Origin of the sequence: Streptomyces sp. NPDC049541 (genome assembly GCF_044465725.1) — a bacterium.
Classification (GTDB): domain Bacteria; phylum Actinomycetota; class Actinomycetes; order Streptomycetales; family Streptomycetaceae; genus Streptomyces.
Window position 1 is genome coordinate 1 of sequence record NZ_JBITLY010000022.1, and the last position, 13,385, is coordinate 13,385.

Annotated in this window: 14 protein-coding genes and 1 pseudogene; 13 read left to right on the forward strand and 2 right to left on the reverse strand. The window is 68.1% G+C overall.

Translation table 11 applies throughout. The features are described from left to right. The first annotated feature begins 1,107 nt into the window (after positions 1-1,107). From ACIBW9_RS41695 to ACIBW9_RS41730, 8 genes are all read left to right on the forward strand, one after another. Positions 1,108-1,692, forward strand: a complete 585-nt coding sequence (locus ACIBW9_RS41695; RefSeq protein ID WP_398963848.1) for a DUF932 domain-containing protein — start codon at positions 1,108-1,110, stop codon at positions 1,690-1,692. Between the two features lie 271 nt (positions 1,693-1,963). Next, the gene (locus ACIBW9_RS41700) at positions 1,964-2,647 is read left to right on the forward strand and encodes a hypothetical protein (RefSeq protein WP_398963851.1); all 684 of its coding nucleotides are present in this window, start codon (positions 1,964-1,966) and stop codon (positions 2,645-2,647) included. Further along, positions 2,640-3,122, forward strand: coding sequence for a hypothetical protein (locus ACIBW9_RS41705; RefSeq protein ID WP_398963853.1), 483 nt, complete (start codon positions 2,640-2,642; stop codon positions 3,120-3,122). The genes ACIBW9_RS41700 and ACIBW9_RS41705 overlap by 8 nt, the downstream gene beginning before the upstream one ends. 296 nt (positions 3,123-3,418) lie before the next feature. After that, positions 3,419-4,252: a hypothetical protein gene (locus ACIBW9_RS41710; RefSeq protein WP_398963856.1), complete on the forward strand. Its 834-nt coding sequence runs from the start codon at positions 3,419-3,421 to the stop codon at positions 4,250-4,252. Positions 4,253-4,254: 2 nt separating this feature from the next. After that, on the forward strand, positions 4,255-4,587 hold the full coding sequence (locus ACIBW9_RS41715; RefSeq protein ID WP_398963858.1) for a hypothetical protein: 333 nt from the start codon (positions 4,255-4,257) through the stop codon (positions 4,585-4,587). Between the two features lie 698 nt (positions 4,588-5,285). Beyond that, entirely contained in the window at positions 5,286-5,576 is a 291-nt protein-coding gene (locus ACIBW9_RS41720) for a hypothetical protein (protein WP_398963861.1), read from the forward strand. After that, a complete protein-coding gene (locus tag ACIBW9_RS41725; protein WP_398963864.1) occupies positions 5,573-5,773 on the forward strand; it encodes a hypothetical protein in 201 nt (66 codons plus the stop codon). The genes ACIBW9_RS41720 and ACIBW9_RS41725 overlap by 4 nt, the downstream gene beginning before the upstream one ends. Then, on the forward strand, positions 5,773-6,912 hold the full coding sequence (locus ACIBW9_RS41730; RefSeq protein WP_398963866.1) for a hypothetical protein: 1,140 nt from the start codon (positions 5,773-5,775) through the stop codon (positions 6,910-6,912). The genes ACIBW9_RS41725 and ACIBW9_RS41730 overlap by 1 nt, the downstream gene beginning before the upstream one ends. Positions 6,913-6,992: 80 nt before the next feature. On the opposite strand, the gene ACIBW9_RS41735 is transcribed toward ACIBW9_RS41730, so the two are convergent. Beyond that, positions 6,993-7,367: a hypothetical protein gene (locus tag ACIBW9_RS41735; RefSeq protein WP_398963869.1), complete on the reverse strand. Its 375-nt coding sequence runs from the start codon at positions 7,365-7,367 to the stop codon at positions 6,993-6,995. Between the two features lie 185 nt (positions 7,368-7,552). Here ACIBW9_RS41735 and ACIBW9_RS41740 point away from each other — a divergent pair, with 185 nt between their 5' ends. Beyond that, a complete protein-coding gene (locus ACIBW9_RS41740; RefSeq protein ID WP_398963872.1) occupies positions 7,553-8,176 on the forward strand; it encodes a multiprotein-bridging factor 1 family protein in 624 nt (207 codons plus the stop codon). A 39-nt stretch (positions 8,177-8,215) separates the two neighbouring features. Here the strand turns inward: ACIBW9_RS41740 and ACIBW9_RS41745 are convergent. After that, positions 8,216-9,348 (reverse strand): annotated as a pseudogene (locus tag ACIBW9_RS41745) (IS630 family transposase). Between the two features lie 184 nt (positions 9,349-9,532). On the opposite strand from ACIBW9_RS41745, the gene ACIBW9_RS41750 reads away from it, so the two are divergent. The 4 genes from ACIBW9_RS41750 to ACIBW9_RS41765 all read left to right on the forward strand — a co-directional run bounded on the left by ACIBW9_RS41750 (position 9,533) and on the right by ACIBW9_RS41765 (position 13,244). Then, on the forward strand, positions 9,533-9,889 hold the full coding sequence (locus tag ACIBW9_RS41750; protein WP_398963875.1) for a hypothetical protein: 357 nt from the start codon (positions 9,533-9,535) through the stop codon (positions 9,887-9,889). Positions 9,890-10,167: 278 nt separating this feature from the next. After that, the gene (locus tag ACIBW9_RS41755; RefSeq protein ID WP_398963878.1) at positions 10,168-10,455 is read left to right on the forward strand and encodes a hypothetical protein; all 288 of its coding nucleotides are present in this window, start codon (positions 10,168-10,170) and stop codon (positions 10,453-10,455) included. A gap of 537 nt (positions 10,456-10,992) precedes the next feature. Then, positions 10,993-12,099: a hypothetical protein gene (locus ACIBW9_RS41760; protein WP_398963881.1), complete on the forward strand. Its 1,107-nt coding sequence runs from the start codon at positions 10,993-10,995 to the stop codon at positions 12,097-12,099. 305 nt (positions 12,100-12,404) lie between these two features. After that, positions 12,405-13,244, forward strand: coding sequence for a ParB/RepB/Spo0J family partition protein (locus ACIBW9_RS41765; protein ID WP_398963884.1), 840 nt, complete (start codon positions 12,405-12,407; stop codon positions 13,242-13,244). The last annotated feature ends 141 nt before the right edge of the window (positions 13,245-13,385 follow it).

The following is a 13,385-nucleotide window of genomic DNA, read 5'->3' on the forward strand; positions in this document are numbered from 1 at the left end:
CCCGCGGAGCGGGTATTGCAGCGGCAAGCCGCTGCAAAGCGAAAAGGCTTCGCTGACGCTCCGCCAAATTCCCGCGCAAGCGCGGGAATTGAATTCCGTAAACGGAATTCTAAACACAATACAATTCCCGCAAGCGGGAATTGAAGGCACCCGCGCAAGCGCGGTCGCCCCAGGCTGGCAGCAAGGGGCGCGTGCATCACGTGCGGAACTGTGTAGCGATTGGAGTTCCAGTCCACTACCCTAAGAGAGTTGACGGACCATCAGCGCGAACCCCGCACACCCCGACACCGTAACGGGCTTCGCTACGCTGCCACCCTACAGCCAATCACCACCAATGAGGCGGTATGACGATGCATCAACCCGGCACGGGAGAGCGCTACCTTCGAGATGCATCAAACATATGAGCTGTGTAGCGATTGGGCGCAGAGCACAGAACAAAGAGGACCACCCCCCAGAATTCCGAATTACAGACACCGAATACCCTGCCACAGGAAAGAACCCCCGAATTCAGAACGCCGGAATGTGACGAACGGAGGCACCTGAGCCGAACGGCCCCCAGGGTCGGACGGCGAAACAACCAACCCACAACAGACACGCCATGTTGGTTTTGTCCGAAAGGAATTGATGCTGTTTCAGTTCGCATCCGATCTGCCTACCCTCATCTCGATTTCCTCGCGAAGGATGCTCGTGACTCCCGCTTTCGGCAAGCCAGACCAGGGCACGGGCCCAACGCAGGAGCCCGCTGTGCCGGTTCGGGCGCGCCAGCGCCCGAGCGCGGAGGCACCCGCCGACGCGCAACCTGAAACCCCGGCCCCGATCCCCGAGGCCGCCGCGCCGCCCTTGCCCGCCCCCACCTTCTTTCTCATTCGGGCAGGGAGAGCGGCAGCAGAGGGGATGTCAGCTGCCCTGACCACGTACAACCAGTGCCCTGACCTGGGTAGTTGGCGAGGCCGGCCGCCGGTCGAGGTCAGGGGATGGTGCAGGAGATAGTGCAGGAGTTTGCGCGTGAGGTAGTGCAGCAGATCTCTCATTCCTGTATTATGGAACACGTCGGAGGGTGGCTCCCTCCCGACACCGCCGAATGTTCGTCAACAGAAGGGCGTAAGCGTGGAAATCGTCATCATCGACGGCAAGGTGACGTCGGAGCCGGGGGAGATCAACACCCCACAGGCGAAAAGGGCGCGCGGGATCGCGAATTTCTTCCCGCGTCCGGAACTGCTTCGGGACGCCGTAATCGTGCACGATCAGGACGAGCACACCACGTCGATTCGCTTCGACACGACGGCCGGTCCGATCCGGATTCTTCTGCCGGTCGCTCAGGGGTTTGAGTTCCACTTCATCCACGACAGCGAAACCGGGCAGCGCATGATCGAAGCCGAGATGATGCTCAGTGAGCTGAAGTCGGTGGTAGATGAGCTGTGGCCGGTCAAGGACAGCGACCACGCCCGCGCCAAGACCAATCAGCGCCAGCGGTGGGGGGCGATCTCCAACCTGTTCGAGCACGCCGACACGCAGGCCGGTATCCGGGGCACGCGGTGGGCCGGATACAACGCGCTCACCGAGTACGCGAACCACGTCGCACCGGCCCGGGGCAAGACCGACGCCGACAAGGCCGCAGCCCGCGCAGAGCGGGTGATCAGCGGAGCGGCGAGCGACCTGATGGAGAAGGCATTCGCCCTCACCACGGTCTGACCCCCTGACCGCCGGGTGGGCACCCCAACTCCCCCACGGGTGCCCGCCCGGCCCCCACCGGCCAGCAGAGGCCGCACGGGCCCCGAGCGCGGAGCGCTCACCCCCGTGCCAGGGGCGCGGAGCGCTCCCCCGTCGGCCCCTGCCGCGTAGCGGCAGCGCGTCGCGTCTGCGGAGCAGACCGCGCGCAAAGGACACCTCCGCCCCGTGCTGCGCGCGCCCCGAGGCCGGCGGACGAGCACCACCCCACCCACCGCCCCACGGAAGGCACTTCATGCGCACCCCGAAGTGGAAAATCCTCGGTGTCACCGACGACTTCACCGAGTGCGGTTGCTGCGGCCGCCGCGGACTCAAGCGCACCGTCGCGCTCATGCCGATGGACGCCGACGGCAACGAGGAGGGCACCGCCGAAGACGTCGCGTACTACGGCACGTCCTGCGCTGCGGCCGCGCTGGGCTGGACGCACGGCAAGGTGACGGACGCCGCGCGCGTCGCCCAGGCCGAGCGGGACCAGCGCGACGCGTACGCGCGCCGGGTGATCAGCCTCTACGCCCCGGTGGAGTTCGCGCCGGTCCGCGACAGGGCCCGAGTCTTCTACGGCCGCAACGGGAGTCTGCGGGACACGGGTGTGAAGGCGACCGAGGAAGTGGCGAAGGTGCTCGCCGAGGCCCGCGCGACGCTGGCCGACACGACGACCGGCCCGGCCCGTCCGTCGAGGATCGAGGACTTCCGCCGCTACGTCGTGATCTTCACCAGGGAGCGGAGCATTCACCGAGTGCTGCGCGTGCCGGACGACAAGGACAAGCGCCAGGAGCAGGCCACCGCCGCCGCGCGCCGCGCCGAGGAGCTCGCGGGCAGCGTCCTGGTCGTGGCCGCCCTCGACGGCGAGGCCGCGCGCGACGTCGCGTACACCCACGAGCTCGCCCTCGAGTACTTCAGGCAGGCCGCCCATGTCTGAGCCCCAGGCCACCCGCAGCGGTGACGCTGTCACGGCGTCCGCCGTGGGCCGCGCCGTCCACGTGCTCGCCGCTCTGCTGCTGGCCCTGGACGAGGGCAGCCACCAGCTCAGCATCGTTGCCGAGTGCACAAACGGCACGACCGCCATCGCCGACCTGTCCCTGTCCGTCGGAGCTGCGCCGCTGCGCGTGACCCACTGCGCAGAGGAGTACCTGCGGTTCCTCGCGCTGCTGACGTTCGCCCTGGAGTACAGCACCGTGCGGCACGCCGTCCTGGTAGCCACGACCGCCGATGAGCCCTGCCCGCGCGCGTGCGGCTGGACCGTACGGGCCGGATGGCTGCACCCGATGGAAGCCCGCGAACCCCAGGAAGCGGTCAGGCCCTGCCCGGGCAGCACCGAGCCGCTGCGCCTGGTCTACCCCGCCCCCACCTTGCACCACCCCGACGAGCCCACCGAGGCATACGCCCATGAGTGACAAGCCCGCCGCCACGCCGGACGGCTACTGCACGAACAAGGAGCCGGTCCCCGGCACCATCCGCACCATCAACGGCAACGCGGCAGGTCCGAAGTTCTTCCATCTGACCGGCCGCCGCTACGCCAAGTGCCCCTGCGGCAAGGAGACCTCCCTCACCGACCGGGCAACCTCCGCCGCCACAAGCAGCCGCAGGAGTAGCCCGCCGACGCCGTCCGCCCCACCGGGCGGACGGCCGCCCCGGCCAGCACCGCAGCTCCCCGCACCCGCTGTCCGCCCTACCGCGAGAGGAACCGCCCATGTCCACCACCGACGTCCTCACGATCGAGACGCCCACCGGCATCGTGCGTGCCACCGCCGGCCCCCGGCGCACGGACTGCGTCGTGTTCGAGCTGCAGGGAGCGATGCGCGGCAGCGTGCACGTCACCGGAACCCAACACCCACGCCACTGGGACCAGTTCACCGCCGTCCGCGCCTGTCTCGGCCCGGTCGACGCCTTCGAGACGACCGCCCCCGACAACGCCCTTCCCCGGCTGGCCCGTGGTCGCACCGGCTACCACGGCAGCCTTACCCGCTATCCCCACGAGTACGGCGACCGGCCCGAGGAGTCCGTCTATCCGCTGTCGACCGTCGCCGGGAACGAACCGTCGCCGAAGACGGCCGCGACGCTCACCGCCGTTCTGCGCGCGTGCGCTGAAAGCGTCGCCCAACGGGACGACCTGCCCCTGATCCTGGATGCGTCCAGGCTGCGCAAGACGCCCGGACTGCTGCGGTTCCTCAACTGGGCCATCCCGCGTGCCGACGCCGACGCCGTCCGGTGCGCGGCAGAGTCGGAGACCGCCCGCCGAGAGCTGAAGGCCGCCGTGGCCTTGTGGTGGACGATCGCGCGCTTGTTCGCGGCCCACCCGCACCCCGTACTGCTGCCGATGCTGGCCGACGACGAAGGTTCGCTGGCCCGCCACATCCACGTACTCGAGTGGGCAGGCCCCTACTACCGCGAGCGAGCCGCCGAGGAGCGGGCCCGCGCGGACAAGTACCGAGGCGAGGTCACGTCACTGCGCGCCCAGCAGCAGCGCGGCCGCACCCGCCGCAGGACAGCCCAGGGATACCCGACCACCAAGGAGAAGGTGTGATCATGCGCTGGCTGATGACCTTGGGCGAGCGCACCCGTCCCGACGCTCCCAGCTTCGCCGAGTGCCCCGGCCCGCACGAGGCCCGCGCCGTCGCCCTGGTCGACGACGTCGGGCAGTTGTTCCCCGTCCTGCTGGAGTGGCGGCGGCTGTTCGGCGACGAGCTGACCGGTTGGGCCAGCCAGGTTGAGGCGGACGACGTCGAGAATCTTCTCCCCGGAGGTGATCGAGAGCTGGGGCCCGACCAGCTGCGGCTGGACACGATGCCGGGTGGCTACGTGAAGGTGTCCGGCTACCGCGCCTGTTCAACGGCTATGGGCCTAGTAGACCGAACGTAGTGATCACAGTGGCGCACAAAACTGTCCAACCTACAAACCCGCCCCCAGCGGCAACAAGCGCCTCAGGTATGGACCGCTTGATCGTCCAGGATAGGACACCAGCAAGTACAGCAACGAGGAGTGCTGAGAGGATCACGCAGGCGAGGGCGAGTAGCCGTGTTGACTGGCGGATCATGAAAAAGGGTCCCTTCTCCGGGACCCGTGACCTCACCTGTACGGCATGCAAGGGTCCCGGACATCGAAATGTCCAAGATCCTTGCTGTCGTGCTTTCCTGAACCAGTAAGCCGGTACCTTTCCCACGACCGCGAGATCAACTGGCGAAACACCGAATCGGGTTCCTCGGTTGGGCGGGATCGCACGAAGGCCCTTTGATCCATCTGGCATCCAGCAACTGACAAGGGGTGTTGCTCGAACCGCCGCATTGCAGGCGCGCCCTCGGGACGGGTTCTTGCTGCCTGACTACCCCTTGTGGAACCGGCTTCAAACGCCGGGTTTCAAGGCATTGTTCTCGACCGGCCCCTACGGCCGGTTTAGGAAACGGCGCTCAGGCACTCACCGCCCAGGACGAACATGCTCACGCCCCCGTAGGCGCACCGGCACGGGAGGGGTGGGGTAGCCCCGGGAAACCCAGTTGCCCCGCCCCATGAATTAAGTATTATGGAACATGTCAGATCGAGTGCGAGCGAGGAGACACCCCGTGGCATCGTTCGACCACGCCACCCCGGAGCGCTGCGCCGAGCTCGGCCGCGCTCTCACGGCCGCCGGCCTCACCTGGAGCGACAACGGCCGCCAGGACGCCCCGCAGTACCTCACCTACACCGTGACCGACCCGCACGGCCGCACGTGGCGGATCAGCCCGGCCACCAACTTCCAGATCTCCACGTCGAATGCGGCGCAGATCTGGGAGGCCAGCTGCGGCGAACCGACGACGACCACCCCCGTCCTGTCCGCCCGCAAGGTGACCGAGCAGATCAAGACCGCTCCGTGAGCCTGCCGCCGTTCAGCCCCGAGGACTTCGACGAGAAGTGCGAGACCTGCGGGGCCGCGCCCGGGCAGCTCTGCCGCCCCTGGTGCGACACCGGATACACCGCCGACGACTACCGCGCCGACACCCAGCGCCACGCCGACCACCCCGCTGACCAGCCCTCGCGCCGCAGGCGCACCGCCCAGAAGGAGAGCCCGTGATGGACCTGTCCACCCCCGCCGGTCTGGAGACCCTCGCCCGCGACGTCGCCGAGCTGCTCGGCGCGCACCGCACCGAGCAGGACGGCGCCCCGGACCGGGTACGGATCATCTTCGCCGACGGCCGCACCCTCGAACTCGTCCCCAACCGCCCCCGGACCCGGATCACCATCACCGCAGTTCTGCCCGCCGAAGCCGCCGCGCAGGACCTGGCAATCGAGCCCATCACCGTGACCGCCCTGCCCCGCCCGCGCCCCAGCGAGACCCAGGACAAGGCCACCGCCCGGCACACCGCCGACCACATCCGTCGACGCCTCCTGCCGCAGCAGACCGCCGTTGCTTCGCGGCTGTCAGCCACCGTCGAGCGCGCGCGGACCGCTCTGTCCGCCCTCCCCGACCGCCCCGAACAGCGATGGGCTGTCTCCGACCTGCCCGTCCCCCACCCGCTCGGCCTGGACCGGTGGTGCCACATCGCCTGGTGGCACACGCCCGCCGGGGAGTCCCGCGCCGTCGCCTCGTTCCTCGCCGACCTCCTGCGCCGGGCCGGACTGGCGACGACAGAGCCGCATGGCAGCGCGCACGTGTTCTTCGCCGATCCGCCCGCCCAGCAGCCCGACGCACGGTTTCACGTCGCGCCGGCCTCCCGGCGTGACGGGTGGGATCTCGTGGACCAGTTCACCGGGGCAGTCGTGCGCACCTACGACGACGCCCAGTGGGCCCAGCGGATCGCCGAGAGCGCGAGCAGCGAAGACGAGGCCGCCCGGCGCGCCGGGACCCCCTCAGCGGATCTGCCCGGCCTGTCGGACGACCTGATCGAGGTGGAGCAAGTCCGCGCTCTGGCCGTCGAGTTGGCCATGGCCGGGCACATGCCGTACGGCCTGGTCGACGTCGACTACACGCAGACACCCGGATTCTTCATCTACCCCGGACCGCAGCCCAGCATGGTGCGCGTGGCGCGGCTGCTGGAGCCCTGGGGGGCGATCCGGCCCGGAGCCCGCTTCGAGGCGCCGAAGCACGAGGTCGAGCGCTACGACACGGAACTGGAGGCCTACGCGAGGCTCCTGAACGGCCCGGGCCAGACCGTGGCCGTCCAACTGGACGGCATCCAGGTGACGTTCAGCGATCCATCACCCGGGCCCTGATCTGCGGTTTCAGGTGGGGCAGCGTGGCGAAGGCCGCCTTTCTACAGATGTTGCCGCGGCCGTTCAGCACAGGACTGCACTCACCCGATGGTGCGCCGAAGTAGCTGCACCGGCCGGGGAGCGTCGGCCCGGTGACGTTGCCGCACCCCCTCCCACCTAAACAGCGGCGCCTGAGCGCCGTACGCCTGAGACGCCAGCTTGTTCAGACGCTTCTCGACCTCATACAGATGAATACCAAGGCGTTGAGCGGCGCCATTCGTTGTACGCCACGCCCACAGCCCGATCACTCCGATGCCCGACCCGACGTACAGGTACGGCTCGTCGAGCCGGAATCCGCCCGCCGAGACCAGGACGGCGGCCAAGATTCCGACGAAGCCGAGTAACTGCACGCGGACCGCAACTCGCTGCGCGAACTCGGTACGCAGCACCCTGTACTCCTCCAGCAACAGCGCCATAACTTCAGGCTCCTTACCCGGTGTGCATGCCTGCTCCGCCTCATCCGGGCGCCCGGAGGACTGTGTGACCGTCATGGTCGACGCGATGCCCACGTGTTCCCGCGTCCACACGCAGCTAGTGCCGCATCAGGCAACGTTCGCCCCGTCGTGGGAGACTGCTCCGTCGACTGGGGGAGAGTGTGGCCGTGGAGACTGCCGACCGCGCGCTGACGGCGGACGTGATCGCGGCACTGAGGTACTGGCCCGGTGTCATATGGGGAGGTCAGAAGAATCCTCCGGACCCGGTGGACATGACCGTCCTGCCGCCCTTCTTCAACCAGACGCTGCAAGACCTTCCGTGGTGGAACCGCGACTGGAGAGTCGACCGCGTCCAGCCTGGACATCCTGTAGAGACCGGAGATTACCGCTGCGATCCCGCTGTGAGGTTCACCGAGGTGTCGATCCCGGGAACGGTCGCCTCCGACAACGGCGAGAGCCTGCCGTTCGTCGCGAAAGTCGGGTTCACGGGCGACCAACTCATGTGCTTCCAGGCCAAGATCGGTGACGTTGTCATCGGCCCGGCCGTTGCCCCTGCCGGGCGGTCGGAGCCCCATCCGTTCGGACGGATACTCACCGGGTTGATGGACCAGCGCGGGATTCCGGTCAGGGACATGGCTAGGGCCGCCGGACTGTCGATGTCCACTATCCACATGCTCCGCCGCGGACACAATCCGAACTTGCTGCAGGCCCGCCTGATCGCCGGGATCCTGGACATGTCCGAAGCGGACGTCAGAGTCATCGCCGGACTCGACGACGGCAGTACGCAGTAGCTGACCGGTGGCGGCGCACGATGCGGAGTTGGCGCTGCGTCAAGCGACGTTCGCCCTGGTGACGACTTGGCGTAGGCGCTCGTCGGCGGCGTGCTTGTTCCGCCAGATGATGTAGCGGCGGATCATGCTGCCCTGGGCCTTGTGGCTGGGATGATCGGTGCCGTCGAGGGCGAAGTAGCGCAGGGCGGTGAACTGGGCCTCGATCCGGTTGAGCCAGGAGCTGTTGGTCGGGGTGTAGGCGATCTCCACGTTGTTCGCAGCGGCCCAGGTTGCGACTCGCTGGCACCGCTTCGTCGTCAGGTGCGGCGAGTAGTTGTCGCAGACGATCGCAATGCGCACGTCAGCCGGGTGCAGCGAGCGCAGGTAGCGGCAGAACTCCAGGAACTTGGAGCAGTTCTTGGTCTTCTTGATGTGGCCGTAGAGCTGATCCTTGGCGAGGTCGTAGGCGGCGAACAGGTGCCGGACCCCGTGCGGTCGGGTGTAGGTCGCGCGCCGCCGGGGCCGGGGCTCTCGGTCAGGGTCCTTGCCCTTGCCGCCGCATTCGGCCCACTGCCGGCCGGGGTGGGGCTGGAGGTTGAGCGGTCCGAACTCGTCCATGCAGAAAACGACTTCGGGCTCGCCCTCCTCGGGTATGACCTCGCCATCGGCGATCGCGTAGAGGTGTTCGACGCGGGCCTTCTTGGCCGCGTAGTCAGGGTCGCGGGAGGTCTTCCAGGTCTTCACGCGTTGAAACGAGACGCCCTCCTCGCGGAGCAGGACCCGAAGGCCCTCATCGCTGATGTCGTCGACCACCCCCTCGGCGACCAGGAAGTCGGCCAGCTTGGCCAGGCTCCAGGTCGAGAACGGCAGGCCGTGCTCGACCGGCTTGGACTTGGCGATCTCTTGATCTCCCGGCGCTCGGGCAGCGTGAACGTCCTCGGCCGCCCGCCCTTGTACTTCGTGTAGAGCGAGTCGAAGCCGTCGGCGTTGAAGTTGTGGATCACGTCACGGACCCGGTCCGCGCTGGTGAACGTGACCTCAGCGATCTTCGCCACGGGGATGCGCTGGGCGGACAGCAGCACCATCTGGGCTCGCCGCCAGGTCACCACCGACCCGGTGCCCCGTCGGACGATCCGTAGCAGCCGCCTGCCCTCGTCGTCATCGATCTCACGGACCTGCACGCGTTCAGCCACGTGATCATTCTGACGGTCCAGCGCCGCCCGGCACAGCATCCGGGCGACACATCACGACGAGGCGAACGTTGCCTGATGCGGCACTAGCGTCGACGAAATCATCACCAGGTCAGGCTCGCTTGCAAGAGGCGAAGCAAGATCGAGCAGGAGTTGGACGCGCTGACCCACCCGGCGAAGGAAGCGGGTGCTCGTCCCCGGTCCCGCCAGCGGCACCGCCATCAAGGGCCGTGCCAAGCGTATCAAGCAGGTGCGCGTGCACGACTCGTCCGTCTACTCGTTGACGATGCTCGACCGCCTCAGCAACCTGGTCGCCTGGACGGGAGACGCCCCCGAGACCCGGGACTCGCTGCGCTACGAGGGCGACTGCGCCGACGACGTCGGTACCATCGCCCCTGGCCCGGGCCCAGGCCCCATCTGGCACTGCCCGTTCCGGGCCGTGCTACCCCCAGACACCGCGCAGGCGGACCCGGGCGCCCAGGCGACACCCCAACAGCCCTGCCTACAAGGACTACATGTGCACCTTCGACATCGCCGTGCCTGACGGGCCCCGGCACGGCCTCGGCCAGCGAGATCATCTCCGGACTGGCCGAAGCCCTCGCGGTTCTCCTCATACGCCGCGAGGTCCCGGAGACCCGCTCCGGCATTCCGCTGACTCGGCCCCCGCTGTCCTGGCATGATGCCTCCGCTAGCCGCACGACCTTGGGGGGCGGATTGGCCTGGCTACTAACGCTGGGGCTGGCCTTTGGTGTTGCTGCTCTGCAGACATGGCTGAAGCTAGTGTCCAGAGAGCCGGTACATCCCAAGCGCCACGCTCTTGTCTTGGATGACGCAGTCTTCTGGATCGATTGGATCGTTACTGCCGCCGTGGCACTCTGCGGAGCACTGGTTGCGGCTAGTCTTGATCACAAACCCATCGCCACGACAACCGTCTTCACCGCTCTGGGTGTCTTGGTCATGGGGCTCACTTTCATGCCCTATGGGGTGCGAATGCTCTGTTACAACGGCAATGGCACCATCAAGGGATGGCTTCACGTGGTGTGTGCGGACGCCGTCGGACTCGTTGTATTGCTGTCGTCCGTCGTGGCAGGGGTGAAGACCTATGCGTGAGCGTGAGCGTTGGGCGGCATACCTGGCGTTGGTAGCAACCTCGGTGGGGGGCTTCGTCTCCGTCGCAGTCGCTGCAGGAGTGGCCAGCGTGGACGGCATCATTTCTGTGCTGAGCGGTGGATTCGCGCTCGTCCTGTCGTCGATCTCCGCGTGGAGGGCTCGGCGTCGTGACAATGGGATTCCGCCCGCAGCAGACGATGACTGACCTTCACGTTCCGCCGAGTGTCCGCCGTCCGCGTCGGCCCCGCACCTGACGATGAGCGCAGGTGCGTCGACTGCGGCGTGCCCTGCACCGAGCAAGTGACATCTGCCTTCGCTCAGCAGATGTTCACCAGTTCGGGAGGCGCTGCAGCACACCGGGAATTTCGAACGCTGCGTGAGTCGCTTGCTGTAATCAGGGGCGGCGGCTAACGCTTGCCCGCGCTGCGTTGGTACGCCACGACGGTGACAGGCGCCGTTCCCGCAGCGGATGAGAAAACATGTTGGCCAGCTGCCAGCGAGCTGCGACGATGCTTCTGTTTCCCAGGCGGAGGACGTTTGTTCGTTTTCGTGTGTGCAGGATGCGGCGCCAATTTGACCACGCCGCTGTCTCAGGTCTCACTGCCAGTCCACGCCCGTCAGAAGTACGGGAACGGGACCCAGCTTCCGGTGCTCATGCAGTCCGGGACGTTTGCCGTGGACCCGGACCCCTGGGGAGGGCCGTGGCGGATGTGGGACGAGATCGATCCGGGTGAAGCGGAGGCACGCGGCCTCTACGCGCCGGTCTACGCCCTGTCCGACAGCACGCCTGGGGCGAGCGTCATCGCGCCCGGTGACATTCGTGGAACCCGGCTGATTCCTGAGAAGCGCGGCGGTGCCTGCTGCGGCCTCGACGGAGCCGACGGCCCCAACATGGCATGCGAGGCATGCGACCTCCCCGTGGCGACCAGGGTCGACGACTGCTCGCTCTGGCAGGCAGTGAGGCTCAGCTCGGACGCCGTGCATCGCGTCCCCGTTGACGGTATCCACGCCGCGTCCCTCTCCTGGGCGGAACTGGCAGATAAAGGGGAGAAAACGCCCCCATTCGAGCCGATTGCTACGTGGGGAGGACGGCTGGGGTCGAACCACTGCTGGTCGTGGAGCCCGCAGTGGGAGGCGGCAGCCGGCCTGGCGCTCGCCCACCTGCTGGTTGCCTCCCAAGGGCAGCCGGTGAAGGTCCCGTGCGGTCTGACCGCGGACGTGTTCCAACGCGCGCTCGACGCCCTGCTGCCCGCAGGCCCCCCGAAGCGGCGCGCCGTCCTGGCCGGACCGGGACAGCCCTCCCCGGAGGCGGGCGTCGACATCCTCCTCGTACCGGTCCATCCCCAGACAGGTCAGACCTGGACCCCCACCAGCCCGGCTACGTCGGCATGCCTGGTGCCCCTGCCGCTGGGAATTTGGCTGTGGCTGGTCTCTCCCCAGCCGTACTTGCCGGTTCCCGCGTCAGGCCGCATGCCCCCAGATGTACTCCGCGACGACCCGCTCCCGCTGCTCCCCAACTACCTGTTCCGGGCCGACCGGGGAACGTTCCAGCACGCCCTGGTCCGGCTACCAGCCGTGCGCAACCCGTGGCTGCGCACGATCCTCGAGAACGTCACGCAGGGCGCTTCGGCCGACCTCTTCTAGCCGTCTGGCAATCGAACAGCGCCAGACTCTCGTGCCTCCCAAAGTGGTCGACATCTGCTGCCCAATCTCGTGAACAAAGCCATGCCATCCATCCCCCTCCTCCAGGGCGGAAGACGCGGAGTGTACGCCTGTTCCGTGCACGCGGCCCGACGCCGTCAGGCGCCCTGACCTGCCATTTGGCGCTGAGGCAGCGCTCAGAAACTCAGTTGCCCCACATCGCGAATACCGTATTATGGAACCTGACGAGAGGGTGGCTCCCTCCCGGCACCGCTGAACGTCCGTCAACCAGCAAAAGGAGGCCAGAGATGGCCACAGCCACGACCAGCGCCACCGCCCAGAGGGCCGACGCCGTCCCCGCCGACACCGACGAAGCGGACCTGACCGCGGTCCTGCTCGACCCGGACACCATCGTCCGCGACGACTGCAACGCCCGCGAGCACGACCGCGAGCCCGACGACGACCTGATCAACTCCGTCAAGGCCGTCGGTGTCCAGGACCCCGTCAGCGTCCGGCCCCGACCGGACGGCACCTACGGCGCGTTCAAAGGCTGGCGGCGCACCCAGGCCGCGCAGATCGCCAACGCCAGCGCCGAGGCGGAAGGCCACGACCGGCGGCAGATCAAGGCGTTCGTCCGCGCCGACCTGGTCGGCCGGGACGCATGGACGCGGTTTCTGTCCCTGATCGAGAACCACCAGCGCGAGGGCATGTCGGCCAAGGACACCCTCAAGGCCGCCGAACTCTCCCTGATCGGCATGGACGAGGTCGAGCAGAAGGCCGCCGCGCGCGCCCTGGGGCTCAAGCGCGGCACCGGCAAGCGGCTCGGACCGCCCAGCAGCTCGACGACGCCACCCTGCGCCGCGCGTCGGCCGGAGGGATGGACCTGGAACAGATGGCCACCCTCGCCGAGGTCGCCGACGTCCCCGACGCGGAGAACCGGCTGTCGCGGGCCCTGGCCCGGGACCAGGCCGCCGAGGACGGCGGGCGCGGCCACTGGGACCAGGAACTCGCCCTGCTCAAGGCCGACCAGGCCGACCGCGCCGCCCGCAAGGAGGCCATCACCGCGCTGGAGCAGGCGGGGATCCCCCTGCTGCCCACCCGGCTGGCGTACGGGGAGAAGGACACCGCCCGGCTGCTCACGGACCTGACCACCGGTCTGGGTAACCCGCTGACCGAGGACAACCACAAGGGCTGCCCCGGCCACAGCGCCCGGCTCGACGACGAGCACCAGCCGGTGTGGTACTGCGCCGACCCGGCCGCCCACGGGCACAAGGTGCGCCCCAAGCCGA